The organism is Burkholderia sp. AU30280, from assembly GCF_020420125.1.
GTDB lineage: Bacteria > Pseudomonadota > Gammaproteobacteria > Burkholderiales > Burkholderiaceae > Burkholderia.
The window spans coordinates 66,395-91,249 of the sequence record NZ_JAIZRY010000012.1; the positions used below are offsets into that span (position 1 = coordinate 66,395).

A 24,855-nucleotide genomic window follows, 5' to 3' on the forward strand; every position below is an offset into this window, starting at 1 on the left:
GTGCCCGCTGCGCTGCCCGCGTACGCGACGCATGAAGGTTGCGTGCGCAACGAAACTCATTCTGACGGCTAAGTCGATGGAAATTTTTGGCATTCCGTTGCCGGCGATGCTGAGCCAGTTGCTGCTCGGGCTCGTCAACGGCTCGTTCTACGCGATCCTGAGCCTCGGGCTTGCGGTGATCTTCGGGCTGCTCAACGTGATCAACTTCGCGCACGGCGCGCTGTTCATGCTGGGTGCGATGCTCGCGTGGATGGGCCTGTCGTATTTCGGGCTGCCGTACTGGGCGATGCTGGTGATCGCGCCGCTGGTCGTCGGTGCGTTCGGGATCCTGATCGAGCGCTCGATGCTGCGCTGGCTGTACAAGCTCGATCACCTGTACGGACTGCTGCTCACGTTCGGGCTCACGCTGGTCGTCGAAGGCGTGTTCCGGTCGATCTACGGCTCGTCCGGCCAGCCGTACGACGTGCCGTCGCAGCTGTCCGGCGCCACCAACCTCGGGTTCATGTTCCTGCCGAACTACCGCGCGTGGGTCGTCGTCGCATCGCTCGCGGTGTGTCTCGCGACGTGGTTCGTGATCGAGAAGACGCGCCTCGGCGCCTACCTGCGCGCGGGCACCGAGAACCCGAAGCTCGTCGAGGCATTCGGCGTGAACGTGCCGATGATGATCACGCTCACCTACGGCTTCGGCGTCGCGCTCGCCGCGTTCGCGGGCGTGCTGGCGGCGCCGGTGATCCAGGTGTCGCCGCTGATGGGCCAGCCGATGATCATCACCGTGTTCGCGGTGGTCGTGATCGGCGGGATGGGCTCGATCCTCGGCTCGATCGTCACGGGCCTGCTGCTCGGCGTGATCGAGGGTTTCACGCGCGTGTTCTACCCCGAAGCGTCGGCCACCGTCGTGTTCGTGATCATGGCGATCGTGCTGCTGTTCCGCCCGGCGGGCCTCTTCGGCAAGGAAAAATGATGCAGAGAAAAGTGCTCTACGGCGTGCTGCTCGCCGCACTGCTCGCCGCGCCGTTCATCGGCGCGTACCCGGTGTTCGTGATGAAGGTGCTCACGTTCGCGCTGTTCGCGGCCGCGTTCAACCTGCTGATCGGCTATACGGGGCTGCTGTCGTTCGGCCATGCGATGTTCCTCGCGACCGCCGGCTATGCGACCGGTTATTCGATGCAGACGCTCGGTTTCACGCCGGAGCTCGGCGTGCTGGCCGGTACCGTTGCCGCGACGCTGCTCGGGCTCGTCGTCGGGCTGTTCGCGATCCGGCGGCAGGGCATCTACTTCGCGATGATCACGCTCGCGTTTGCGCAGATGGTCTACTTCATCTACCTGCAGGCGCCGTTTACGCACGGCGAGGACGGGCTGCAGGGCGTGCCGCGCGGCCACCTGTTCGGGCTGCTTGACCTGTCGAACGACGTCGCGCTGTACTACGTCGTGCTGGCGGTGGTCGTCGCCGCGTGCGCGTTCATCGTGCGGGTCGTGCATTCGCCGTTCGGCCAGGTGCTTGTCGCGATCAAGGAGAACGAGGCGCGCGCGATCTCGCTCGGCTACGACACCGACCGCTTCAAGCTGCTCGCGTTCATCCTGTCGGCGGGCATCGCGGGGCTCGCCGGCTCGCTGAAGGTGCTCGTGCTCGGCTTCGAGACGCTGTCGGACGCGTACTGGACGATGTCGGGCCTCGTCGTACTGATGACGCTCGTCGGCGGGATGGGCACGCTGTTCGGGCCGTTGCTGGGTGCGGCGCTGATCGTCGCGCTGGAAGACCGGCTCGGCGACATCGGCGAATGGTTCGCATCGGCGACGGGCGTCGCGTGGTTCCATTCGCTCGGCGAATCGGCGACGATCGTCACGGGGCTGATCTTCATCGCATGCGTGCTCGCATTCCGGCGCGGCATCGTCGGCGAGATAGTCGCGCGGATCAAGCCGCTCAGGGCGTCCTGAGCGCGTGCCGCGCGCGTCGCGGCACGTTGATGCGAAGCACCATCCGGTGCGCTGCGAAAGGGCGTCGCAGCGGGCTCAAGTCGGTGCCGCGCGGCACACTGGTGCCCCATTTTCGTGCGGCGATGCACCATAGGGGTAAATGCTAAGTTGCCGTGGTGCTTAAGCCTCTTTAAGATTCGTTTTAGTTCTGATGCACCGCGAAACGAATTTGCAGGTGGAGAACGAGGAGACAATCGAGGCACAAAGTGCCCGGACCCCAAAGCGCTGTTGGACGGAATCCAACAGCGCTTTTTCATTTGCGTGCACGGATTTCCGCTGATGGTGCATCGGCCTGCGCAGTGACCTTGTTCCGCGCTTGTATTCGCACCGCGTTTCTTCCGCGCTTCGCCGCGTCCTCCCGTTTTCCGCTTTCCCGCGATTCCTTCGCAAGCGATGCGCAGCCGTGCGCCGGCCGTTCGGGCTAACCCGGTTGGCGTGCGCAAAACGCGTCCGTTACACTCAGCTTTCGCCGACCGTTCGGTCGGGAAAATCGGTCGGCAGTTCTCCTACAAGCAGAATGCAGAAGAGGGAGTACGGTTGGATGAGCAGCGCGGGACGATGGATCGGGGCAGGAAGGGCGGCTGGCGCCGTTCGTTCGTCGTGGGGTTGGCCGGATGTCGCGAAGGCCTTCCCGAGCCGTTCTGCGGCCTGTAGGCGCGTTCCGGCGCCATCGCCGGTCGTTGCGTGCGCATCCGTATCGATATCCGCATCTGCATTCGCATGAGCGGCCGGCTTCCCGATCATGTGCCGCTCGCGCGCCAGGCCGTATCAGGCCAGATCGACGTGCCTTTCCTTGATCGTTGCACGCACATCGATTGCCCGCGCGATTGCGCATTTCTCCGCGTTCTTCATCCAGACGACACCGCTGCTGCGCATCGTGACGGTCGAACGACCGTTTCGACCGCCGGCCGGTGCGCCCGCGCGCGGTGTCGTCCGGGCGCAGTTGAAGGTGAGGTGTTTCACGGGAAAACGAGCGTAGGCGCGCCAAGGCGAGATAGTTAAATTATTAACTTGTTTTGGGGACCGGGAGCCGCCCGAGCGACCCGTGGCTTTTTCGAGCAGCGTTTGGAGACAACGTAAATGAAAATGAATCGATGGATGGAGGCCGTGCTCGCCGCGGGCCTCGTGTGCGCGGCGGCAACGGCGTCGGCGCAGGTGAAGATCGGCGTGACGCTGTCGGCCACCGGGCCGGCCGCGTCGCTCGGGATTCCGGAAAAGAACACGATCGCGCTGCTGCCGAAGGAAATCGCCGGCAAGAGCGTGCAGTACATCGTGCTCGACGACGCATCCGACACGAGCCGCGCGGTGCAGAACGTGCGCAAGCTGATCGATGAAGATCACGTCGACGCGATCATCGGCTCGTCCGTCACGCCGAACTCGCTCGCGATGCTCGATCCCGTGTCGCAGGGCAAGACGCCGACGATTTCGCTCGCGGCGAGCGCCCAGATCATCTCGCCGATGGACGCGAAACGCGCATGGATGTTCAAGGTGCCGCAGAACGACCAGCTGATGGCCGACGCGATCGCCGGCTACATGGCGAAACACGGCGTGAAGACGGTCGGCTTCATCGGCTTCGCCGATGCGTACGGCGACAGCTGGTACAACACGTTCAGCGCGGCGGCCGCGAAGAACGGCCTGAAGGTCGTATCGAACGAGCGCTACAACCGCACCGACGCGTCGGTGATGGGGCAGGTGCTGAAGCTGATGGGCTCGAATCCGGATGCGGTGCTGATCGCCGGCTCGGGCACGCCGGCGGCGCTGCCGGCGAAGACGCTGAAGGAGCGCGGCTACAAGGGCAAGGTGTACCAGACGCACGGCGTCGCGAACAACGACTTCCTGCGCGTGTGCGGCAAGGATTGCGAAGGCGAGATCCTGCCTGCCGGCCCGGTGCTCGTGACCGACCAGCTGCCCGATTCGAACCCGGTGAAGAAGCCGGCGCTCGGCTATAAGGCCGCGTACGAGAAGGCGTACGGCGCGGGCTCGCTGGCGACGTTCGGCGGCCATGCGTGGGACGCGGGGCTGCTGCTGCAGCGTGCGATTCCGGAAGCGCTGAAGAAGGGCCAGCCGGGCACCGAGGCGTTCCGCGAGGCGCTGCGCGCATCGATCGAGAACGTGAAAGACCTGCCCGTGTCGCATGGCGTGATCAACATGACGCCGACCGACCACAACGGCTTCGACACGCGTGCGCGCGTGATGGTGCAGATCGTCGACGGCAAGTGGAAGCTGCAGGCCGAGTAAGCATCGCGTCAAACCGGCGTGCGCGGCGCGAGTGGCGCCGTGCATGCCGCCGGCAGGGTGCCGGGCCTGACGGGCCGCGCCCGTGCCGCCAGGAACCGCCGGGGCCGCCTGCCTGGCGCCCGACGCGCTGACCTTGCCGTCCGCGCGTCGGCCATCCCGTCTTTCGTTTCTCCGCAGCATTCTCGATACACGAAACGTATGGATCTCTCGATTGCAGCGATCCTCGCGCAAGACGGCATCACGACCGGCGCCATATATGCATTGCTGTCGCTGGCGCTCGTGCTGGTGTTTTCCGTCACGCGGGTGATCTTCATTCCCCAGGGCGAATTCGTCGCCTACGGTGCACTGACGCTTGCCGCGTTGCAGGCGCAGAAATTTCCCGCCACCTGCTGGCTGCTGTTCGTGATGGGCATCGCGTGTTTCCTGCTCGAAGTCGGCGGCCTGATCCGGCATCGCGAACGGCGCCATCAGCTCGGCCGCACGCTCGCGACGCTCGGCAGCCGCTACGTGCTGCTGCCGCTCGCGGTGTTCGCAATCACACGCAGCTTCGCCGTGCAGCCGCTGCCGATGCTTGCGCAAATCGCCCTGACGCTCGCGATCGTCGTGCCGATGGGGCCATTCGTCTATCGGCTCGTGTACCAGCCGATCGCCGAAGGCACGACGTTGCTGCTGCTGATCGTGTCGGTCGCCGTCCACTTTGCGATGGTCGGCCTCGGGCTCGTGATGTTCGGCGCGGAAGGCTCGCGCACCAACGGCTTCTCGGATGCGTCGCTGTCGATCGGCAGCATGACCGTGTCGGTGCAGAGCCTCCTGGTCGTCGTGACCGCGCTCGTGCTGATCGGCGCGCTCTACGTGTACTTCGGCCGCACGATCGCCGGCAAGGCGCTGCGCGCGACGTCGGTGAACCGGCTCGGCGCGCGGCTCGTCGGCATCGGCACGACCGAGGCAGGGCGGCTCGCGTTCACGTTCGCGGCGGGGCTCGGCGTGCTGTCCGGGATCCTCGTTGGCCCGCTGACGACGATCTACTACGACTCGGGCTTCCTGATCGGCCTGAAGGGTTTTGTCGGCGCGATCATCGGCGGGCTCGTCAGCTATCCGCTCGCGGCCGCCGGCTCGCTGCTCGTTGGCGTGCTCGAATCGTATTCGTCATTCTGGGCGAGCGCCTACAAGGAGGTGATCGTGTTCACGCTGATCATTCCGGTGCTGTTGTGGCGGAGCTTCGCCACGCCGCATGCGGAAGAGGAAGAGGAGTGACACGATGAAGACGATGGGACGCAACAAGACCTTCTGGGTGTTTCTCGTGGTGCTGTTCGCGCTGCCGGTGCTGCCCGGCGCGCTGCAGGTGCCTGAATACTGGATCACGCTGCTGAACTACATCGGCCTATACGCGATCGTCGCGATCGGGCTCGTGCTGCTCACGGGCGTCGGCGGGATGACGAGCTTCGGGCAGGCCGCGTTCGTCGGCATCGGCGCCTATGCGACCGCGCTCCTGACGACGCGCTACGGTGTATCGCCGTGGCTCGCACTGATCGTCGGCGTCGTGCTGACGGCGCTCGTCGCGCTCGTGCTCGGCGCGGTCACGATGCGGCTGTCCGGCCACTTCCTGCCCCTCGGCACGATCGCGTGGGGCCTCGCGCTGTTCTACCTGTTCGGCAACCTCGAACTGCTCGGCAAGTACGACGGGATCAACGGGATTCCGGCGCTGAACCTGTTCGGCATCGAGCTCGAAAGCGGCCGCAGCCTGTACTTCCTGATCTGGGCCGTCGTGCTGGCCGCGATCGTGTCGGTGCAGAACCTGCTGAACAGCCGCCCGGGCCGTGCGATCCGCGCGCTGCGCGGCGGTGGCGTGATGGCCGAGGCGATGGGCGTGAACACCGCGTGGATGCGGGTCGTGATCTTCGTCTACGCGGCCGTGCTCGCGGCGGTATCGGGATTCCTGTACGCACACCTGCAACGCGCGGTGAACCCGACGCCGTTCGGGCTGAACCACGGGATCGAGTTCCTGTTCATGGCCGTGGTGGGTGGTGTGTCGCACGTGTGGGGCGCGGTGCTCGGTGCGGCGATCCTGACCGTGCTGCAGGACTACCTGCAGACGCTGCTGCCGAAGCTGCTCGGCTCGGAAGGCAACTTCGAGATCATCGTGTTCGGCGTGCTGATGGTGCTGCTGCTGCAGTACGCGCGCCAGGGCGTGTGGCCGTTCGTCGCCAGGCTGTTCCCGCGCGGGCCGCGCGCGCATGTACCCGAGCACGCCGAGCCATTGCCGCAACGGGCGAAGCCGATGGCCGGCGAGCCGTTGCTCGTCGTCGACAACGCGCGCAAGCAGTTCGGCGGGCTCGTGGCCGTCAACGACGTCAGCTTCGACGTGAAAGCGGGGCAGATCATCGGGCTGATCGGCCCGAACGGCGCCGGCAAGTCGACCACGTTCAACCTCGTGACCGGTGTGCTGAAGCCGACGGGCGGCACGATCACGTTCCGTGGCGAGCGCATCGACGGGCTCACATCGCGCCAGATCGTCCGCCGCGGCATTGGCCGGACGTTCCAGCACGTGAAGCTGTTGCCGGCGATGACGGTGCTCGAGAACGTCGCGATCGGTGCGCACCTTCGCGGCCATACCGGCGTGTGGCGCAGCGTCGCGCGGCTCAATGCCCGTGAGGAAGCGCAGTTGCTGGCCGAGGCTGCACAGCAGATCCGCCGCGTCGGGCTCGAAAAGCACATGTACGACGAAGCGGGCAGCCTCGCGCTGGGCCAGCAGCGGATTCTCGAAATCGCGCGGGCGCTGTGTTGCGACCCGACGCTGTTGCTGCTCGATGAGCCGGCCGCCGGGCTGCGTTATCAGGAGAAGCAGCAACTCGCTGACTTGCTGCGGCGGCTGAAGGCGGAGGGAATGAGCGTGTTGCTCGTGGAACACGACATGGATTTCGTGATGAATCTCACCGACCGGCTGGTGGTGATGGAATTCGGCACACGGATCGCGGAAGGGCTGCCACAGGATGTGCAGCAGGATCCTGCGGTGCTCGAAGCGTATCTGGGCGGGGTGGAGTGATGACGGACACGACGATACCGATTCTCGACGTGCGCGGGCTGGCGGTCCGGTACGGGAAGGTGGAGGCGCTACACGGCGCGGCGATCAAGGTTGGTGCAGGACAGATCGTCAGCGTGATCGGCCCGAACGGGGCCGGCAAATCGACGCTGTTGAACGCGATCATGGGCGCGCTACCGGTGACCGGGCATGCGTCGGGCGCGGTCGTGTATCGCGGTCACGATGTCGGTGCACTGCCGGTCGAGCAGCGCGTCGCACGCGGGATGTGCCTCGTGCCAGAGAAGCGTGAGCTGTTCAGCACGATGACGGTCGAAGACAACCTCATACTGGGCGCGTATCGGCGCAAACAGGCGGGCGAAGCGAACTTCCTCGACCAGCTCGATCACGTCTTCGCCCTGTTTCCGAGGCTGAAGGAGCGGCGCAAGCAGGCGGCGGGCACGCTGTCCGGTGGCGAGCGGCAGATGCTCGCGGTTGGCCGCGCGCTGATGGGTAAGCCCGACCTGCTGATGCTCGACGAGCCGAGCCTCGGGCTGGCGCCGCTGATCGTTAAGGAGATCTTTCATATCATCAGCGCGTTGCGCGGTACGGGGGTGGCGACGCTGCTGATCGAACAGAATGCGCGTGCGGCGCTGCAGATCTCGGACTACGGCTACGTGCTGGAGACGGGCGAGTTTGCGCTGGAAGGGCCGGCGGCGGAACTCGCGCAGAATCCGCGTGTGATCGAAACCTACCTTGGGTTGGCGAAGAAAACGGCTTGATCGGACGTGCGGTTGGCGGAAAACGGGCGGCGTGTTTCACGTGAAACACGCCGTTTTTGTTTTTTGGGCGAGATGTGATGCCGGTACATCGGCGGTTAACAACCAGGGGACAAGTTCCGGAGGAACAATCAAAAGCCCTGTGCAGCGGCGATGGGTGGAGGTATCCACAGTGCAGAGGGCGATCCGGTTTGCCATTCGGAGTTGGCCACTCGTTTCACAGGCAGGCGATGTGCGGCGTCACAGTGGATAAGCGTCGAACGAGCCGACGAAAATTCTGTGAGGAAGAGGGTGGGTGTGGTTGCACAGGGTGTTTCGTCCGAGGTGTTGGGTGGGGCACAGGCCCCGATCGGGTTGTATGTTCCACGTGAAATTTCCGGACAAATGGGTCTCTCCACAGGCGCATCGAGGTGCGGCGGGCGGGCTGGAAGCTTTGCAGAAGGGGCTTTGAACCACGGATTGATCGGCCCACCACCGAAAAAAACGACGAAATGCTCAGACCCTACCATTCGGATAGCCTTCGGGTGAAAAGCGAACCCGCTATAATTCGGCCCATACATTTCTCAGATAGGTTCGTGCGCTGTCCTGCGTACGGAATCCACCATGCTTTTTCCCACAGAATTTGACGTCATCGTCGTCGGTGGCGGCCATGCCGGCACCGAAGCCGCGCTGGCGTCCGCCCGCATGGGCGCAAAGACACTGCTGCTGACCCACAACATCGAAACACTTGGGCAGATGAGCTGCAATCCGTCGATCGGCGGCATTGGCAAGGGCCATCTGGTCAAGGAGGTCGACGCGCTGGGCGGCGCGATGGCGGCCGCGACGGACGAGAGCGGCATTCAGTTCCGGATCCTCAATTCGTCGAAGGGCCCGGCTGTGCGTGCGACGCGTGCGCAGGCCGATCGCATCCTGTACAAGGCTGCGATCCGCCACCGGCTCGAGAACCAGCCGAACCTCTGGCTGTTCCAGCAGGCCGTCGACGACCTGATGGTCGAAGGCGACCGCGTGGTGGGCGCCGTCACGCAGATCGGCATCCGCTTCCGCGCCCGCGCGGTCGTGCTGACCGCCGGTACGTTCCTCGACGGCAAGATCCACGTCGGCCTGAACAACTACACGGGCGGTCGCGCGGGCGATCCGGCGGCCGTGTCGCTGTCGTCGCACCTGAAGGAGCTGAAGCTGCCGCAGGGCCGCCTGAAGACCGGTACGCCGCCGCGTATCGATGGCCGTTCGATCGATTTCTCGCAGCTGACCGAACAGCCGGGCGATCTCGATCCGGTCCCTGTGTTCTCGTTCCTGGGCCGCGCGGAGCAGCATCCGCAGCAGCTGCCGTGCTGGGTTACGCACACGAACGAACGTACGCACGACATCATTCGCGGCGGTCTCGACCGTTCGCCCATGTATACAGGCGTGATCGAAGGCGTCGGGCCGCGTTATTGCCCGTCGATCGAGGACAAGATTCACCGGTTCGCATCGAAGGAATCGCACCAGATCTTCCTGGAGCCGGAAGGGCTGACGACCAACGAGTTCTACCCGAACGGGATCTCGACGAGCCTGCCGTTCGACGTCCAGCTTGAGCTCGTGCACTCGATGCGCGGCCTCGAGAACGCGCATATCCTGCGCCCTGGCTACGCGATCGAATACGACTACTTCGACCCGCGCGCGCTGAAGGCGTCGCTCGAGACGAAGGCGATCAACGGGCTGTTCTTTGCGGGCCAGATCAACGGGACGACCGGCTATGAAGAGGCGGCCGCGCAGGGTCTGCTGGCGGGCCTCAATGCGGGCCGCTACGTGCAGGAGAAGGACGCATGGTGCCCGCGCCGCGACCAGGCCTACCTTGGCGTACTGGTCGATGATCTCGTGACGCGTGGCGTGGCCGAACCGTACCGAATGTTCACAAGCCGTGCCGAGTATCGTCTCAGCCTGCGTGAAGACAATGCCGACATGCGCCTGACCGAGATCGGTCGCGAACTTGGGCTCGTCGACGACGTGCGCTGGGACGCATTCAACCGGAAGCGCGACGCTGTTTCACGTGAAACCGAACGCCTGAAGTCGACGTGGGTCACGCCGAAGACGTTGCCGCCGGAAGAGGCGACCGCGCTCCTCGGCAAGGCGATCGATCACGAATACAGCCTCGCCGAGCTGCTGCGCCGTCCGGGTATCAGCTACGACGGCGTGTGCGGGCTGAAGGGTGGCGAATGCGGCGCCGCAGAGCCGTTGGCCGACGATCCGGTGCTGCTCGAGCAGATCAAGGAGCAGGTCGAGATCGGCATCAAGTATCAGGGCTATATCGAGCGCCAGGCTTCCGAGATCGAGCGCAACGATGCGAACGAGAATACGCGCCTCCCGGACGGTATCGATTACCGTGAAGTCCGCGGCCTGTCGTTCGAGGTGAGCCAGAAGCTCAACGAGTTCCGGCCGGAGACGATCGGGCAGGCGTCGCGCATCTCGGGCGTCACGCCGGCGGCGATCTCGCTGCTGATGGTGCACCTGAAGCGCCGTGGCCTGGGTCGCCGTAATGGCACTGCCGAAGCGGCAACGGAGCAGGGGGACGGCGCCGTCCCGACGCAACAATGACGGCGCGTCGCGCGCCGGCGGTTAATCGGGATGTACTGGAACAGATGCTCGTCGAAGGCACGGCGGCGCTCGACCTCGCACTGACGGATGCACAACGTAACCAGCTGCTCGACTACGTCGCGCTGCTCGGCAAGTGGAACGCGGTCTACAACCTGACGGCGATTCGCGACCCGAAGCAGATGCTGATCCAGCACATCCTCGATTCGCTCTCCATCGTCTCGCATCTGCGTGGCCGCGCATCGGCCCGTGTGCTCGACGTCGGTTCGGGCGGCGGGCTGCCCGGTATCGTGCTGGCGATCGTCGAGCCGGACTGGCAGATCACGCTGAACGATATCGTGCAGAAGAAGTCTGCATTCCAGACTCAGATGCGCGCGGAGTTGAAGCTCGCGAACCTGTCGGTGGTCACCGGGCGGGTCGAATCGCTGCAGCCGGGTGTCGAAGTGCCGGAAAAATTCGACATGATCGTATCCCGCGCCTTCGCGGATCTGTCCGACTTCGTTAAACTTGCCCGACATCTGGTCGCGCCGGGCGGATCGATCTGGGCAATGAAGGGCGTCCATCCGGACGACGAGATTGCGCGATTGCCGGAAGGTAGCCGCGTGAAGCAGACGATACGGCTGGCGGTACCGATGCTCGATGCCGAACGGCATCTGATCGAAGTGGCCGTCGACGAAGCGAATTGAAGGGCAGGCGCGCAGTAGCGCGCCGTTTGTTTGAAGGTAAAGGGAACACACCAACGATGGCAAAGATCTTCTGCGTTGCGAACCAGAAGGGGGGCGTCGGCAAGACGACGACATCGGTCAATCTCGCCGCAAGCCTTGCAGCGCAGGAGCAACGAGTCCTGCTGATCGATCTCGACCCGCAGGGCAACGCGACGATGGGCAGCGGGATCGACAAGGCTGCTTGCGAAGCGACCGTGTACGAGGTGCTGGTCGACGGCGTGTCGGTGACCGACGCGCGCATCCGCCCGGACGGCGTCACCTACGATGTGCTGCCCGCGAACCGCGAGCTGTCCGGTGCCGAGATCGAACTGATCAACATCGACAACCGCGAGCGCCGGCTGAAGGCCGCGCTCGAGCACGTGGCCGACGAATACGACTTCGTGCTGATCGATTGCCCGCCGACGCTGTCGCTGCTGACGCTGAACGGGCTGTGCGCGGCGCACGGCGTCGTGATCCCGATGCAGTGCGAATACTTCGCGCTGGAAGGCTTGTCGGATCTCGTCAACACGATCAAGCAGGTTCACGCGAACATGAACCGCGACCTGAAGATCATCGGCTTGCTGCGCGTGATGTTCGATCCGCGCATCACGCTGCAGCAGCAAGTCTCCGATCAACTGAAAGCGCACTTCGGCGACAAGGTGTTCGACGCGGTGATTCCGCGTAACGTGCGCCTGGCGGAAGCGCCGAGTTACGGGCTGCCGGGCGTCGTGTTCGACCGCAACTCGCGTGGTGCGCAAGCGTATCTCCAGTTCGGTGCCGAGATGATCGACCGCGTGCGCGCGTTCGAGGTGTCGTGATCCGGACATGAGCGAAGCGAGGAAGAAAGACATGAACGCGGTACCAAAGAAGAAGGGCTTGGGACGTGGCCTCGAAGCGCTGCTCGGCGGCAGTGCTGATATCACCGAAGCGGTGAAGATCGAAGGCGCACCGAACACGCTCGCGCTCGGCAAGCTGCAGGCCGGCAAGTACCAGCCGCGGACGCGGATGGACGAGGGCAGCCTGCAGGAGCTCGCGGCGAGCATTCGCGCGCAGGGCGTGATGCAGCCGATCCTGGTACGGCCCATTTCATCAGACAAATACGAGATCATCGCAGGCGAGCGCCGTTTCCGTGCGGCGCGCCTGGCGGGCCTCGATGAAGTGCCGGTGCTCGTGAAGGACGTGTCGGATCAGGCCGCCGCGGCGATGGCGCTGATCGAGAACATCCAGCGCGAGGATCTGAACCCGCTTGAAGAGGCGCACGGTATCCAGCGCCTGCTCGACGAGTTCGGTTTCACGCACGAACAGGCGGCCGAATCGGTTGGCCGTTCGCGTAGCGCGGTGTCGAACCTGCTGCGCCTGCTGAACCTGGCCTCGCCGGTGCAGACGATGCTGCTGGCCGGTGATCTCGACATGGGGCATGCGCGCGCACTGCTCGCCGTCGATGCTGCCACGCAGATCACGCTCGCCCATCAGGTCGTCAACAAGCGCATGTCGGTACGCGAGACGGAGAAGCTCGTCTCGCACACGACGAAGGAAGCGCCGGCCGTGAAGGCGCGCGCGAAGGACGACGGCGGCCGCGATACGCGCCGTCTCGAGGAGGAGTTGTCCGACCTGCTCGCGTCGACGGTGAAGATCAAGCTCGGCCGCCGCGGGCGAGGGCAGGTGCTGATCGACTTCGGTAACCTCGATGCGCTCGAGGGCATTCTCGCGCGGCTGCGCGGCAACGTTGCAACCGAAGAGTAACGGGCGGCCAATGGAGGAGACGGGCGCACCGGCGCCGCGCAGGTGGCTCGGATGGCTTGCGCAGGAGCCCGTGCTATCGGTGCTCGCGCTGGGCCTGATCCTGCTGCAATGGGTGCGTCCGCAACCATTGTCCGTATTGGCCGACCGCGTCGACTGGCAGACGGTCGCGACGCTCGCGGGCCTGTTGATGCTGACCAAGGCGCTCGAGTTGTCCGGCTGCCTGATGTGGCTCGCACACCGCATCGTGCATCACGTGCACTCCGAACGCGGCCTGGCGATGCTGCTGGTCGGATTCGCCGCGTTGCTGTCGATGTGGCTCACCAACGACGTCGCGCTGTTCGTCGTCGTGCCGTTGATGGTGTCGCTGCGTGCGCTGACACCGCTGCCGTTCCGGCGGCTCGTGATCGTCGTCGCGCTGGCCGTCAATGCGGGGTCCGTCGCGACGCCGCTCGGCAATCCCCAGAATCTTTTCCTGTGGCAATTGAGCGGCGTGTCGTTCGGCCGTTTCGTGGTCACGCTCGGGCCGCTCGCGATCGCGCTGATGGCGCTGCTGTTCGTGCTGACTGCATGCGCATTTCGCGCGAAGCCGCTCGACCTGTCCGGCGACGTTGTCGCCATTCCCGTACAACGCATGCACGCGCTGATCGCGGCGGTGTTGTTCGCGGCATTCGTGCTGCTCGCCGATGCACACCATCCGCTGCCGGGCCTGGTTGCCGTCGCGATCATGCTGCTTGTCGTAAAACGTGACGCAGTCCTTAAGATCGACTGGCTGCTGCTCCTGATTTTCGTGCTGATGTTCGTCGTGTTGCGCAGCGCGGCTGCGCTGCCCGTCATCCATGACGCGATTGCGCATGCGCGCCTCGATTCGTCGCTGCGCATCTTTGCGGCCGGTGCCGTGCTGTCGCAGGGCATCAGCAACGTGCCGGCCGCGATCCTGCTGTCCGAGTTCACGCATGACTGGCGCGCGCTCGCGTTCGGCGTATCGGTCGGCGGATTCGGTTTCGCGATCGGCTCGCTTGCGAACCTGATCGCGGTGCGTCTCGCGAAGGAGCCGCGCATGTGGCTACCGTTCCACCTGGTCTCGATTCCGTTCGCGCTCGCAAGCGCGGCACTCGGTGCATGGCTGCTCGTTCACGGTTGAGCGATGCGGGTGTGCGTGGCACAGGCGTGCCATTCGTGTGGCGGGGAGGGTGCACAGCATTCGCGCTGGTGCGGGCTGTTGATAAGTGCGGCAATCCACAGTCGATCGACTGTGGTGGCATGACAACTGATTGGATGGTTCGATGCGTCAGCGTCGGTCCCAATTTCACGCAACCGGCGCGGCCGGGTGGTCACAGTGTTTCGTCTGCTTGGGGTATCGAGTGGGGCCTGGGCCCCGAGCTGCGTCACGGCGCGGATCTTGGGCGGTGATCGCGCCGCTCCGCCGGCGCCCGCACCGGGCATCGTTTCCTCGCCATTCCCTCATCGCCGGATGTTTTCGAGCAAGAAATACCGGCGCAAAAAAGCGACCTTACAACTGTCATCGTACGTCGTCGAATCGCGTGTTTTTTCACATGATGAGGCGTCGTTTTACGCAGGTTTTTGTCGCGTCTAAAGCCTTGAATCACTTGCAACTATCGCTTACAATCGCCCGGATTTGTTAGCTAGGCACCCCTGAAAGCTTTCGGAAAGCTTGGGGCCGGGTTCAAGGATTTTGCGGAAGATTGCGATGGCGGGTCAGGCGCCGCACGACAGGCACGATGATCAGCGCACGCAACGCACCGCTTCAGCGGCCGGCGAGCGGCGCGAATTCGATGATGACTGGGATGCCGAGCAGCAAGATAACAACATCGTTCCGCTCACTCGGGCAGAAGCCGAAAAGCTGTTCGGCCCGAACGTGAGCAAGCCCTCGCGCGTGACTCCCTATAAGGTGGTATTCGCGCAAGTGGTTCTGTCCCTGGTTGCAACGCTGGCGTGGTGGCTGTTTTCGAAGTCGCCGGGTGCCGCTGCGCAATCCGCGTTTCTGGGCGGAGCGATTGGCTGGGTGCCCAGTGCGTTGTTCGTGGCACGACTGAAGGCAGGTGGCTCGGCCACCGTGATGAGCTGGGTGATGGGCGAAGCCCTGAAGCTCGGCCTGACGATCGGGATGTTCGCAGCAGTGGCGTTCGGCTGGGCCGGCGTGCACTGGGTGCCGTTCCTCGTCACGTACCTCGTCGTGCTGAAGACGTACTGGATCGCGCTGGCCTGGCGGTAAGGAACAAGCAGCGTGCGGTTTCGACAAGAACCGCACCGGCCCGTTCCCGCAATAGCGTGTTGCGGAACTGGCAAAACGATTTTCGACAATTTGGGTGGCATTAACGATATGGCAGCTAGCGAAGGCACGCGCGGTCCGGATCCGTCCGAGTACATTGCGCACCACTTGCAGAATTTCTCCACCTCGCATCAGACGTCGATTTTCGACATCCACGTCTGGAATCTCGACACGCTGTTCTGGTCGATCGTTTGCGGCATCGTGACGATCCTCGTGCTGCGTCTGGCTGCCCGCAAGGCGACGTCGGGCGTGCCGGGCCGTTTCCAGTGCGCGATCGAGATGCTCGTCGAGATGGTCGAAGACCAATCGAAGGCCATCGTTCACGGCAATCGTACCTTCATCGCTCCGCTCGCGCTCACGGTGTTCGTGTGGGTCGCGCTGATGAACTCCCTCGACTTCCTCCCCGTCGACCTGCCGGGCCGCGTGATCGGCTGGCTCGGTCTGTCGGACGTGATTTCCCACCATCGCATCGTCCCGACGGCCGACCTGAATGGCACGCTCGGCATCGCGCTCGGCGTGTTCGTCCTGATGATCTACTACAGCATCAAGATCAAGGGCGCGGGCGGCTTTGTGCATGAGCTGCTGTCGGCACCGTTTGGCGCCCACCCGCTGCTGTGGATCCCGAACCTCGCGCTCAACATCGTCGAATATCTCGCGAAGACCGTCTCCCTCGGTATGCGGCTGTTCGGCAACATGTACGCGGGTGAGCTGTTGTTCCTGTTGATCGCCCTGCTCGGCAGCATGTGGAGCTTCGGTGGCGACGCAACGTTCCTCGGCTTCGTTGGCCATGTGATCGCGGGTAGCGTCTGGGCAATCTTCCACATTCTGATTGTTCTGTTGCAGGCATTCATTTTCATGATGCTGACGCTGGTGTATCTCGGCCAGGCGCACGACAAGCACTAAGCGCGGCGTGCAAGAAAGAGTTTCCGTTTTAGTTTTTTAAATCTCAGTTCCAAGTCTTTTCACAAAGGAGTGATCATGCAAGCTTACATCGCCAACATCCAGGGTCTGACCGCCATCGGTATCGGCATCATCATCGGCCTGGGTGCAATCGGCGCCTGTATCGGTATCGCGCTGATGGGTGGTAAGTACATCGAAGCCTGCGCACGTCAGCCGGAACTCATCAACCCGCTGCAAACGAAGATGTTCCTGCTGGCTGGTCTGATCGACGCGGCATTCCTGATCGGCGTGGGTGTTGCAATGCTGTTCGCGTTCGCGAACCCGCTCCTGTCGAAGCTCGCAGGCTAAGGTTCCTCGGAAATATGCGTCCGGCGCAAGCCGGCGCAGGGCGGAACGGAGACTTGGGGCGCTGATCGAATGCAACTCGATGAGCGCCTTACCGTTTCATTTTTCCGGAATAGCAGATAAGGAAACACCGTGAATCTCAACGCAACTCTGTTTGCGCAAATGGTCGTGTTCCTGGTCCTCGCGTGGTTCACGATGAAATTCGTGTGGCCGCCGTTGATCAACGCCCTCGACGAACGTTCGAAGAAGATCGCCGACGGCCTCGCCGCCGCCGAAAAGGGCAAGGCGGAACTCGACGCAGCGCACAAGCGCGTGGACCAGGAACTCGCGCAGGCCCGCAATGACGGCCAGCAGCGCATCGCCGACGCCGAAAAGCGTGCCCAGGCGGTCGCCGAGGAAATCAAGGCCAACGCCCAGGCTGAAGCCGCCCGCATCATCGCCCAGGCGAAGGCGGAAGCAGAACAGCAAATCGTGAAGGCGCGCGAAGCGCTGCGTGGCGAAGTCGCTACGCTGGCCGTGAAGGGCGCCGAGCAGATCCTGAAGCGCGAAGTCGATCAAACGGCCCACGCCCAACTGCTGAATCAACTGAAAGCCGAGCTCTGATCATGGCCGAACTTGCAACCATCGCCCGCCCTTACGCAGAAGCGCTGTTCCGCGTGGCCGAGGGCGGTGACATCGCCGCCTGGTCCACGCTCGTGCAAGAGCTGGCCCAGGTTGCGCGTCTGCCGGAAGTCCTGTCGGTCGCGTCGAGCCCGAAGGTGACGCGCACGCAAGTAGCCGAGTTGCTGCTTGTTGCGGTGAAGTCGCCGCTCGCGGCTGGCGCTGAAGCGAAGAACTTCGTGCAGATGCTGGTCGACAATCATCGCATCGCGCTGCTGCCGGAAATCGCCGAGCAGTTCGAGGCGCTCAAGAACGAACGTGAAGGTGCAGCCGACGCCGAGATCGTGAGCGCGTTCCCGCTGAACGGCGCGGATCTCGAGAGTCTCGTCTCGGGCCTCGAGCGCAAGTTCAAGCGCAAGCTGAAACCGACGGTCGAAGTCGATTCGTCGCTGATCGGCGGCGTGCGCGTGACGGTCGGCGACGAAGTGCTCGACACCTCGGTTCGCGCGCGCCTCGCATCGATGCAGGCAGCCTTGACCGCCTGAGCGCCACGCCGGCACGCAACAGAATTGACTATCAGGAGCGAATAATGCAACTCAATCCCTCTGAGATCAGCGAGCTGATCAAGAGCCGGATCCAGGGCCTTGAAGCGAGCGCAGACGTTCGCAACCAGGGCACCGTGATCTCCGTGACCGACGGTATCGTGCGTATCCACGGCCTGTCGGACGTGATGCAGGGCGAAATGCTCGAGTTTCCGGGCAACACGTTCGGTCTCGCGCTGAACCTCGAGCGCGACTCGGTCGGCGCGGTGATTCTCGGCGAATACGAACACATCTCGGAAGGCGACATCGTCAAGACGACGGGCCGCATTCTCGAAGTGCCGGTTGGTCCGGAACTCGTCGGCCGTGTGGTCGATGCGCTCGGCAACCCGATCGACGGCAAGGGCCCGGTCAACGCGAAGCTGACCGACGCGATCGAAAAGATCGCCCCGGGCGTGATCTGGCGTAAGTCGGTGTCGCAGCCGGTGCAGACGGGCATCAAGTCGATCGACGCAATGGTGCCGATCGGCCGTGGCCAGCGTGAGCTGATCATCGGCGACCGTCAGTGCGGCAAGACCGCGGTGGCGCTCGACGCGATCATCAACCAGAAGGGCAAGGACCTGATCTGTATCTACGTCGCGATCGGCCAGAAGGCTTCGTCGATCATGAACGTGGTTCGCAAGCTCGAAGAAACGGGCGCGATGGAATACACGATCGTCGTCGCCGCTTCGGCTTCGGATTCGGCAGCGATGCAGTACCTCGCACCGTACGCCGGCTGCACGATGGGCGAATACTTCCGCGACCGTGGCCAAGACGCGCTGATCATTTACGACGACTTGACCAAGCAAGCCTGGGCATACCGTCAGATCTCGCTGCTGCTGCGCCGCCCGCCGGGCCGTGAAGCATACCCGGGTGACGTGTTCTATCTCCACTCGCGTCTGCTTGAGCGCGCGGCTCGCGTGTCGGAAGAGTACGTCGAGAAGTTCACGAACGGCGAAGTGAAGGGCAAGAGCGGTTCGCTGACGGCACTGCCGGTCATCGAAACGCAGGCTGGCGACGTGACCGCGTTCGTTCCGACGAACGTGATCTCGATTACCGACGGCCAGATCTTCCTGGAAACCGACCTGTTCAACGCAGGCATCCGCCCGGCAATCAACGCCGGCGTGTCGGTGTCGCGCGTCGGTGGCGCCGCTCAGACGAAGGTCGTGAAGAAGCTGTCGGGCGGTATCCGTACCGACCTCGCGCAGTATCGTGAACTGGCCGCATTCGCGCAGTTCGCGTCGGACCTCGACGAAGCGACCCGCAAGCAGCTCGAGCGCGGCCGCCGCGTGACGGAACTGCTGAAGCAGCCGCAGTACCAGCCGCTGCAGGTGTGGGAACTGGCCGTGTCGCTGTACGCCGCGAACAACGGCTACCTCGACGACCTCGACGTCAAGCAAGTGCTGTCGTTCGAGAAGGGCCTGCGCGAAAGCCTGAAGACCAGCAACGCTGACCTCATCAAGCGCATCGAAGACACCAAGGATCTCTCGAAGGACGACGAAGGCGCACTGCGCTCGGCGATCGAATCCTTCAAGAAGTCCGGTGCCTATTGATCCGCGAGTGACACACTGAGGCCGCGCGGGTGCTGATGCGCCCGCGCCGCTTCGGTCAAGGAGCAAGCTATGGCTGGAATGAAGGAAATTCGCGGCAAGATCAAGAGCGTGCAGAACACGCGCAAGATCACGAAGGCGATGGAGATGGTGGCCGCATCGAAGATGCGCCGCGCGCAGGAACGCATGCGCGCCGCTCGTCCGTATGCGGACAAGGTCCGTGCCATCGCCGCGCACATGAGCCGCGCGAACCCGGAGTACCGCCACCCGTTCATGGTGGCGAACGACGGCGCGCAGACGGCCGGCATCATCCTCGTCACGACGGACAAGGGGCTGTGCGGCGGTCTGAACACCAACGTGCTGCGTGCGACGGTGCAGAAGTTCAAGGAGCTGGAAGAGAAGGGCCAGAAGGTCGAAGCTACCGCGATCGGTAGCAAGGGCCTCGGGTTCCTGAACCGCTTCGGCGCGAAGGTGATGTCGCAGGTCGTGCACCTCGGCGACACCCCGCACCTGGACAAGCTGATCGGCGCGGTGAAGACGCAGCTCGACCTGTACTCGGAAGGCAAGCTGTCGGCCGTTTATATCGCGTACACGCGCTTCGTCAACACGATGAAGCAGGAAGCCGTGATCGAGCAGCTGCTGCCGCTGTCGTCGGAGCACTTCGAAGCCGATGACGGTACGCCGGCCACGTCGTGGGACTACATCTACGAGCCGGACGCGCAGGCAGTCGTCGACGAACTGCTCGTGCGTTACGTCGAGGCGCTGGTGTACCAGGCCGTCGCGGAAAACATGGCGTCCGAGCAATCGGCGCGCATGGTCGCGATGAAGGCCGCGTCCGACAACGCGAAGACGGTGATCAGCGAACTGCAGCTCGTGTACAACAAGAGCCGTCAGGCCGCGATTACGAAAGAACTGTCGGAGATCGTCGGCGGCGCAGCTGCTGTTTAAGCGCGCGCCACGGACGACAACTGCGCCTTTGCGCGAGTAAAGAATCAGGTATTTAAAGGAAAAGCGATGAGTACTGCTGCTTTGGTAGAAGGCAAGATCGTACAGTGCATCGGCGCCGTTATCGACGTGGAATTCCCGCGCGACAGCATGCCGAAGATCTACGACGCGCTTATTCTCGATGGCTCGGAACTGACGCTCGAAGTCCAGCAGCAGCTGGGCGACGGCGTGGTCCGCACCATTTGTCTGGGTGCATCCGACGGCCTGCGCCGCGGCCTGACCGTGAAGAACACGGCAAAGCCGATCTCGGTGCCGGTCGGCAAGCCGACCCTTGGCCGGATCATGGACGTGCTCGGCCGTCCGATCGACGAAGCCGGCCCGATCGAAAGCGAACATACGCGTTCGATCCACCAGAAGGCTCCGGCGTTCGACGAACTGTCGCCGTCGACCGAACTGCTCGAAACGGGTATCAAGGTTATCGACCTGATCTGCCCGTTCGCAAAGGGCGGCAAGGTTGGCCTGTTCGGCGGTGCTGGCGTGGGCAAGACCGTCAACATGATGGAGCTCATCAACAACATCGCGAAGGAACACGGTGGTTACTCCGTGTTCGCGGGCGTGGGCGAGCGTACCCGTGAAGGGAACGACTTCTACCACGAAATGAAGGACTCGAACGTTCTCGACAAGGTCGCGCTGGTGTACGGCCAGATGAACGAGCCGCCGGGCAACCGTCTGCGCGTCGCGCTGACCGGCCTGACGATGGCCGAGCACTTCCGTGACGAAGGCCTCGACGTGCTGTTCTTCGTCGACAACATCTACCGTTTCACGCTGGCCGGTACCGAAGTGTCGGCACTGCTCGGCCGTATGCCGTCGGCAGTGGGCTATCAGCCGACGCTGGCTGAAGAAATGGGCAAGCTGCAAGAGCGCATCACGTCGACCAAGAAGGGCTCGATTACGTCGGTCCAGGCCGTGTACGTCCCTGCGGACGACTTGACCGACCCGTCGCCGGCCACGACCTTCGGCCACCTGGACGCAACCGTCGTTCTGTCGCGTGACATCGCTTCGCTGGGTATCTACCCGGCGGTCGACCCGCTCGACTCGACGTCGCGCCAGATCGACCCGAACGTGATCGGTGAAGAGCACTACACGATCACCCGTCGCGTTCAGCAAACGCTGCAGCGCTACAAGGAACTGCGCGACATCATCGCGATTCTGGGTATGGACGAACTGTCGCCGGAAGACAAGCTGTCGGTCGCGCGCGCTCGTAAGATCCAGCGTTTCCTGTCGCAGCCGTTCCACGTTGCTGAAGTGTTCACGGGCTCGCCGGGCAAGTACGTGCCGCTGAAGGAAACGATCCGCGGCTTCAAGATGATCGTCGACGGCGAGTGTGACCACCTGCCGGAACAGGCGTTCTACATGGTCGGCACGATCGACGAAGCCTTCGAAAAGGCCAAGAAGATCTCGTAAGGGTTCGAGTGAGTCGCACGGCGCGTGCTGGCCGGGGTGCCGGTCTTCACTGACCGGTAACCGGGCCGGCCGCGCCGACCGCAACACGCTCAATCCGCCGTGCATGGGACGAGGGCAGGCGCCGTGAGGCGTTCGCACTCGTCGACAGGAGTCGATATGGCAACCATCAAAGTAGACGTCGTCAGCGCGGAAGAGCAGATCTTCTCGGGCGAGGCGAAATTCGTCGCGCTGCCGGGCGAAACGGGTGAGCTGGGTATTCTGCCGGGCCACACGCCGCTGATCACGCGGATTCGTCCGGGTGCGGTGCGCATCGAAGTCGAGGGCGGCAACGACGAATTCGTGTTCGTCGCGGGCGGCATTCTCGAAGTGCAGCCGGGCGCCGTGACGGTGCTCGCCGATACCGCGATCCGCGGCAAGGACCTCGACGCGGCGAAAGCCGAGGAAGCACGCAAGCGTGCCGAGGAAACGCTGCAGAACGCGAAGTCGGATCTCGACCTCGCGAAGGCGCAATCCGAGCTTGCGACCGCGATGGCGCAGCTCGAGGCGATCCAGCGTCTGGCGAAGATTCGCAGCCGGCACTGAGCCGCGCCGCGTATCCCGCGAAAGAAAGCAGCCTTCGGGCTGCTTTTTTTTCGTCCGTCGTGTTCGTCTGATTTTTGCGGGCCGGATCATTCCGTCCGGTCGTGCTATTTCATCCGTCCGCCGCGATTTGCTGTCAGAGTGTCGTCAGCCGCGCGCGTCATCATCTGTGTCGAGGCCGTCCGTCGCGATTGCGCGGCGGAGGCGGGCGCCGGAAGTGCGCAGGCCGACCAGACCAAAAGGACGGAGACATTCATGGCAGCAGACCTTGGCGTGGGGGCGCTGATCGCGCCCGAAAACGGATTGTCGTACGTACGCGGCACGACTGACGTACCGCTCTCCGAAGCGACGATCGGCCGGTTCCTGCTCGACACGGCGGGCCGCTTTCCCGATCGTCCGGCCGTCGTGTTCCGCGAGCAGCAGGTGCGCTGGACCTGGCGCGAGTTCGCGAACGAGGTCGACGTGCTGGCGTCCGGCCTGGCCTCGCTCGGCATCGTGAAGGGCGATCGCGTCGGCATCTGGTCGCCGAACCGCAGCGAATGGCTGCTCACGCAGTTCGCGACTGCGCGGATCGGCGCCGTGCTCGTCAACATCAATCCGGCCTACCGGCTGTCGGAGCTCGAATACGCGCTGAACAAGGTCGGCTGCAAGGCCGTGATCGCCGCCGAGCGCTTCAAGACGTCCGCGTACGTCGAGATGCTGCAGACCATCGCGCCGGAGCTCGCGAGCGCGACGCCGGGCGAGTTGCATGCGGCGCGCGTGCCGAGCCTGCGCACGGTCGTGTCGATGGGCGACGTCGCGCCGTCCGGCATGTTCCGCTTCGCGGACGTGATGGCGCGCGGCCGCCAGGCTGTCGATCCCGCGCTGCTCGATGCGATCGGCGCGACGCTCGCGGCCAGCGAGCCTATCAACATCCAGTTCACGAGCGGCACGACCGGCAGCCCGAAGGGCGCGACGCTCACGCATCGCAACGTCGTCAACAACGGGCGCTCGATCGCGGCGGCGATGCGCTTCACCGAACAGGACACGCTGTGCATCCCGGTGCCGCTGTATCACTGTTTCGGGATGGTGCTCGCGGTGCTCGCGTGCGTGTCGAAGGGCGCGGCGATGGTGTTTCCGGGTGAGGCGTTCGACCCGGTCGCGACGCTCGCGGCGGTGGCCGACGAGCGCTGCACCGCGCTGCATGGCGTGCCGACGATGTTCATCGCGGAGCTCGATCACCCCGAGTTCGCGAAATTCGACCTGTCGACGCTGCGCACCGGGATCATGGCCGGTTCGCCGTGCCCGATCGAGACGATGAAGCGCGTCGTGTCGCAGATGCACCTGTCGGAGATCACGATTGCGTACGGGATGACGGAAACGAGCCCCGTGTCGTTCCAGAGCTCGACCGACGATCCGCTCGAAAAGCGCACGACGACGGTCGGCCGCATCCAGCCGCATCTGGAGGTGAAGATCGTCGACCCGAACGGCGAGATCGTGCCGGTCGGCGCAACCGGCGAGCTGTGCACGAAGGGCTATTCGGTGATGCTCGGCTACTGGGACGACGACGCGAAGACGCGCGAGGTGCTGGTGGACGGCTGGATGCATACGGGCGACCTCGCGACGCTCGATGCGGACGGCTACTGCAACATCGTCGGCCGGCTGAAGGACATGGTGATTCGCGGCGGCGAGAACGTCTATCCGCGCGAGATCGAGGAATTCCTGTTTCGGCATCCGAAGATCCAGAGCGCGCAGGTATTCGGCGTGCCCGATGCGAAGTACGGCGAGGAGCTGTGTGCGTGGATCGTGCTGCGCGCGGACGAGCAGATGACCGAGGACGACGTGCGTGCGTTCTGCAACGGGCAGATCGCGCACTACAAGATCCCGCGCTACATCCGCTTCGTCGACGAGCTGCCGATGACGGTGACGGGCAAGGTGCAGAAATTCGTGATGCGCGACCGGATGATCGAGGAGCTGAAGCTCGACGTGCAGAAGACCGCGTAGTGCGGCATGAAGGCGGGAAAAACGCGGCGGCCTGCGGGCCGTTGCGCTTTCGATGGACGAAAAAAAGCGGGCTTATTAGCCCGCTAAAAACCACACGCTACGGGGTTAGCGCGAGGAGACCAAAGATGAAACCGAGTCCGGCGGGGGGCCGGAAACGACTCCAACAGGGATGCCCCTCGGAAGGGCTTCGGTACGTGACCGACTGGCTCGCAGCGCTTCGCGTCCGCTCACACTTGGCACACGAGACCGCATCCGTGTTGAAACCGTTGAGGCCATTGTGGGCGAATTAATGACCCGTCGCGGTAACAAAGTGTTTCAGGTTGTAACGCCCGCCAGATAAGGCTTTCCGGGATTTTTTGCTGTTTTTGAGGGCCTGAAAAAGGTCATTTTTACTCATATTTTCCGCAGCGTTTTCAGCGCATGCGCACGATGCGTTTTTCATGCGTATCAGGCTCGACGAACTGCCGATTTGCACGTGAGAAAATGCGCCTTTCGGCCGATGCCGCGCATGACGATTCATTCGTCGGAAAGATTTTGAAACGTGATCGGCACGCGCGGAAGTCGGCCGTTCGGCCAATTCGGTGGCCTCGGGCCGA

Annotated in this window: 22 protein-coding genes; 21 read left to right on the plus strand and 1 reads right to left on the minus strand. The window is 63.8% G+C overall.

What is annotated here, in order from left to right; translation table 11 throughout:
* The first annotated feature begins 76 nt into the window (after positions 1–76).
* On the plus strand, positions 77–961 hold the full coding sequence (locus LGN17_RS25605) for a branched-chain amino acid ABC transporter permease (protein ID WP_011350508.1): 885 nt from the start codon (positions 77–79) through the stop codon (positions 959–961).
* Positions 961–1,935 (plus strand): branched-chain amino acid ABC transporter permease, encoded by a 975-nt coding sequence (locus tag LGN17_RS25610; protein ID WP_226199207.1) that lies wholly within the window; start codon positions 961–963, stop codon positions 1,933–1,935. Before LGN17_RS25605 ends, LGN17_RS25610 begins: the two co-directional genes overlap by 1 nt.
* 498 nt (positions 1,936–2,433) lie before the next feature.
* On the opposite strand, the gene LGN17_RS25615 is transcribed toward LGN17_RS25610, so the two are convergent.
* Entirely contained in the window at positions 2,434–2,718 is a 285-nt protein-coding gene (locus LGN17_RS25615) for a hypothetical protein (protein WP_226199209.1), read from the minus strand.
* Between the two features lie 336 nt (positions 2,719–3,054).
* Here LGN17_RS25615 and LGN17_RS25620 point away from each other — a divergent pair, with 336 nt between their 5' ends.
* From LGN17_RS25620 to LGN17_RS25710, 19 genes are all read left to right on the plus strand, one after another.
* Positions 3,055–4,212 carry an ABC transporter substrate-binding protein gene (locus LGN17_RS25620; protein WP_226199211.1) on the plus strand — a complete coding sequence of 386 codons (1,158 nt, stop codon included), beginning with the start codon at positions 3,055–3,057 and terminating at the stop codon, positions 4,210–4,212.
* A 198-nt stretch (positions 4,213–4,410) separates the two neighbouring features.
* Positions 4,411–5,466 (plus strand): branched-chain amino acid ABC transporter permease, encoded by a 1,056-nt coding sequence (locus LGN17_RS25625; protein WP_175956635.1) that lies wholly within the window; start codon positions 4,411–4,413, stop codon positions 5,464–5,466.
* A gap of 4 nt (positions 5,467–5,470) precedes the next feature.
* Positions 5,471–7,255, plus strand: a complete 1,785-nt coding sequence (locus tag LGN17_RS25630) for an ABC transporter permease subunit (protein WP_226199212.1) — start codon at positions 5,471–5,473, stop codon at positions 7,253–7,255.
* A complete protein-coding gene (locus tag LGN17_RS25635) occupies positions 7,255–8,010 on the plus strand; it encodes an ABC transporter ATP-binding protein (protein WP_175956638.1) in 756 nt (251 codons plus the stop codon). Before LGN17_RS25630 ends, LGN17_RS25635 begins: the two co-directional genes overlap by 1 nt.
* Positions 8,011–8,610: 600 nt before the next feature.
* Positions 8,611–10,581: a tRNA uridine-5-carboxymethylaminomethyl(34) synthesis enzyme MnmG gene (gene mnmG / locus LGN17_RS25640; protein ID WP_226199213.1), complete on the plus strand. Its 1,971-nt coding sequence runs from the start codon at positions 8,611–8,613 to the stop codon at positions 10,579–10,581.
* The gene (rsmG, locus tag LGN17_RS25645; RefSeq protein WP_226199214.1) at positions 10,578–11,264 is read left to right on the plus strand and encodes a 16S rRNA (guanine(527)-N(7))-methyltransferase RsmG; all 687 of its coding nucleotides are present in this window, start codon (positions 10,578–10,580) and stop codon (positions 11,262–11,264) included. Before mnmG ends, rsmG begins: the two co-directional genes overlap by 4 nt.
* Before the next feature lie 56 nt (positions 11,265–11,320).
* Positions 11,321–12,100, plus strand: a complete 780-nt coding sequence (locus LGN17_RS25650; RefSeq protein ID WP_175969819.1) for a ParA family protein — start codon at positions 11,321–11,323, stop codon at positions 12,098–12,100.
* Positions 12,101–12,131: 31 nt separating this feature from the next.
* Positions 12,132–13,025 (plus strand): ParB/RepB/Spo0J family partition protein, encoded by an 894-nt coding sequence (locus tag LGN17_RS25655; RefSeq protein WP_011546803.1) that lies wholly within the window; start codon positions 12,132–12,134, stop codon positions 13,023–13,025.
* A 10-nt stretch (positions 13,026–13,035) separates the two neighbouring features.
* A complete protein-coding gene (locus LGN17_RS25660) occupies positions 13,036–14,166 on the plus strand; it encodes an SLC13 family permease (RefSeq protein ID WP_226199215.1) in 1,131 nt (376 codons plus the stop codon).
* A gap of 567 nt (positions 14,167–14,733) precedes the next feature.
* Entirely contained in the window at positions 14,734–15,258 is a 525-nt protein-coding gene (locus tag LGN17_RS25665) for an ATP synthase subunit I (protein WP_226199216.1), read from the plus strand.
* A gap of 108 nt (positions 15,259–15,366) precedes the next feature.
* The gene (atpB, locus tag LGN17_RS25670; protein WP_226199520.1) at positions 15,367–16,218 is read left to right on the plus strand and encodes a F0F1 ATP synthase subunit A; all 852 of its coding nucleotides are present in this window, start codon (positions 15,367–15,369) and stop codon (positions 16,216–16,218) included.
* 75 nt (positions 16,219–16,293) lie between these two features.
* Complete coding sequence (atpE, locus tag LGN17_RS25675) at positions 16,294–16,563, plus strand: F0F1 ATP synthase subunit C (RefSeq protein WP_006482730.1); 270 nt, start codon at positions 16,294–16,296, stop codon at positions 16,561–16,563.
* Between the two features lie 129 nt (positions 16,564–16,692).
* Positions 16,693–17,163 (plus strand): F0F1 ATP synthase subunit B, encoded by a 471-nt coding sequence (locus tag LGN17_RS25680; protein ID WP_039351436.1) that lies wholly within the window; start codon positions 16,693–16,695, stop codon positions 17,161–17,163.
* A 2-nt stretch (positions 17,164–17,165) separates the two neighbouring features.
* The gene (locus LGN17_RS25685; protein WP_175969824.1) at positions 17,166–17,705 is read left to right on the plus strand and encodes a F0F1 ATP synthase subunit delta; all 540 of its coding nucleotides are present in this window, start codon (positions 17,166–17,168) and stop codon (positions 17,703–17,705) included.
* A gap of 44 nt (positions 17,706–17,749) precedes the next feature.
* Positions 17,750–19,291: a F0F1 ATP synthase subunit alpha gene (gene atpA / locus LGN17_RS25690; protein ID WP_011350525.1), complete on the plus strand. Its 1,542-nt coding sequence runs from the start codon at positions 17,750–17,752 to the stop codon at positions 19,289–19,291.
* A gap of 69 nt (positions 19,292–19,360) precedes the next feature.
* Positions 19,361–20,236, plus strand: coding sequence for a F0F1 ATP synthase subunit gamma (gene atpG, locus LGN17_RS25695; protein ID WP_057927954.1), 876 nt, complete (start codon positions 19,361–19,363; stop codon positions 20,234–20,236).
* A gap of 66 nt (positions 20,237–20,302) precedes the next feature.
* Positions 20,303–21,697, plus strand: a complete 1,395-nt coding sequence (gene atpD / locus LGN17_RS25700; RefSeq protein WP_175956652.1) for a F0F1 ATP synthase subunit beta — start codon at positions 20,303–20,305, stop codon at positions 21,695–21,697.
* A gap of 156 nt (positions 21,698–21,853) precedes the next feature.
* On the plus strand, positions 21,854–22,279 hold the full coding sequence (locus tag LGN17_RS25705; protein ID WP_006477288.1) for a F0F1 ATP synthase subunit epsilon: 426 nt from the start codon (positions 21,854–21,856) through the stop codon (positions 22,277–22,279).
* Positions 22,280–22,531: 252 nt separating this feature from the next.
* The gene (locus LGN17_RS25710) at positions 22,532–24,259 is read left to right on the plus strand and encodes an AMP-binding protein (RefSeq protein WP_226199217.1); all 1,728 of its coding nucleotides are present in this window, start codon (positions 22,532–22,534) and stop codon (positions 24,257–24,259) included.
* The last annotated feature ends 596 nt before the right edge of the window (positions 24,260–24,855 follow it).

Bases quoted from the DNA above. Each gene is read 5' to 3' on its own strand.
- atpB (WP_226199520.1), top strand. From the start codon at position 15,367: ATGGCAGCTAGCGAAGGCACGCGCGGTCCGGATCCGTCCGAGTACATT.
- LGN17_RS25660 (WP_226199215.1), top strand. From the start codon at position 13,036: ATGGAGGAGACGGGCGCACCGGCGCCGCGCAGGTGGCTCGGATGGCTT.
- LGN17_RS25665 (WP_226199216.1), top strand. From the start codon at position 14,734: ATGGCGGGTCAGGCGCCGCACGACAGGCACGATGATCAGCGCACGCAA.
- LGN17_RS25655 (WP_011546803.1), top strand. From the start codon at position 12,132: ATGAACGCGGTACCAAAGAAGAAGGGCTTGGGACGTGGCCTCGAAGCG.
- LGN17_RS25615 (WP_226199209.1), bottom strand. From the start codon at position 2,718: ATGATCGGGAAGCCGGCCGCTCATGCGAATGCAGATGCGGATATCGAT.
- LGN17_RS25605 (WP_011350508.1), top strand. From the start codon at position 77: ATGGAAATTTTTGGCATTCCGTTGCCGGCGATGCTGAGCCAGTTGCTG.
- LGN17_RS25630 (WP_226199212.1), top strand. From the start codon at position 5,471: ATGAAGACGATGGGACGCAACAAGACCTTCTGGGTGTTTCTCGTGGTG.
- rsmG (WP_226199214.1), top strand. From the start codon at position 10,578: ATGACGGCGCGTCGCGCGCCGGCGGTTAATCGGGATGTACTGGAACAG.
- LGN17_RS25685 (WP_175969824.1), top strand. From the start codon at position 17,166: ATGGCCGAACTTGCAACCATCGCCCGCCCTTACGCAGAAGCGCTGTTC.
- mnmG (WP_226199213.1), top strand. From the start codon at position 8,611: ATGCTTTTTCCCACAGAATTTGACGTCATCGTCGTCGGTGGCGGCCAT.
- LGN17_RS25635 (WP_175956638.1), top strand. From the start codon at position 7,255: ATGACGGACACGACGATACCGATTCTCGACGTGCGCGGGCTGGCGGTC.
- LGN17_RS25710 (WP_226199217.1), top strand. From the start codon at position 22,532: ATGGCAGCAGACCTTGGCGTGGGGGCGCTGATCGCGCCCGAAAACGGA.
- LGN17_RS25705 (WP_006477288.1), top strand. From the start codon at position 21,854: ATGGCAACCATCAAAGTAGACGTCGTCAGCGCGGAAGAGCAGATCTTC.
- atpE (WP_006482730.1), top strand. From the start codon at position 16,294: ATGCAAGCTTACATCGCCAACATCCAGGGTCTGACCGCCATCGGTATC.
- atpA (WP_011350525.1), top strand. From the start codon at position 17,750: ATGCAACTCAATCCCTCTGAGATCAGCGAGCTGATCAAGAGCCGGATC.
- LGN17_RS25625 (WP_175956635.1), top strand. From the start codon at position 4,411: ATGGATCTCTCGATTGCAGCGATCCTCGCGCAAGACGGCATCACGACC.
- atpD (WP_175956652.1), top strand. From the start codon at position 20,303: ATGAGTACTGCTGCTTTGGTAGAAGGCAAGATCGTACAGTGCATCGGC.
- atpG (WP_057927954.1), top strand. From the start codon at position 19,361: ATGGCTGGAATGAAGGAAATTCGCGGCAAGATCAAGAGCGTGCAGAAC.
- LGN17_RS25620 (WP_226199211.1), top strand. From the start codon at position 3,055: ATGAAAATGAATCGATGGATGGAGGCCGTGCTCGCCGCGGGCCTCGTG.
- LGN17_RS25610 (WP_226199207.1), top strand. From the start codon at position 961: ATGCAGAGAAAAGTGCTCTACGGCGTGCTGCTCGCCGCACTGCTCGCC.
- LGN17_RS25650 (WP_175969819.1), top strand. From the start codon at position 11,321: ATGGCAAAGATCTTCTGCGTTGCGAACCAGAAGGGGGGCGTCGGCAAG.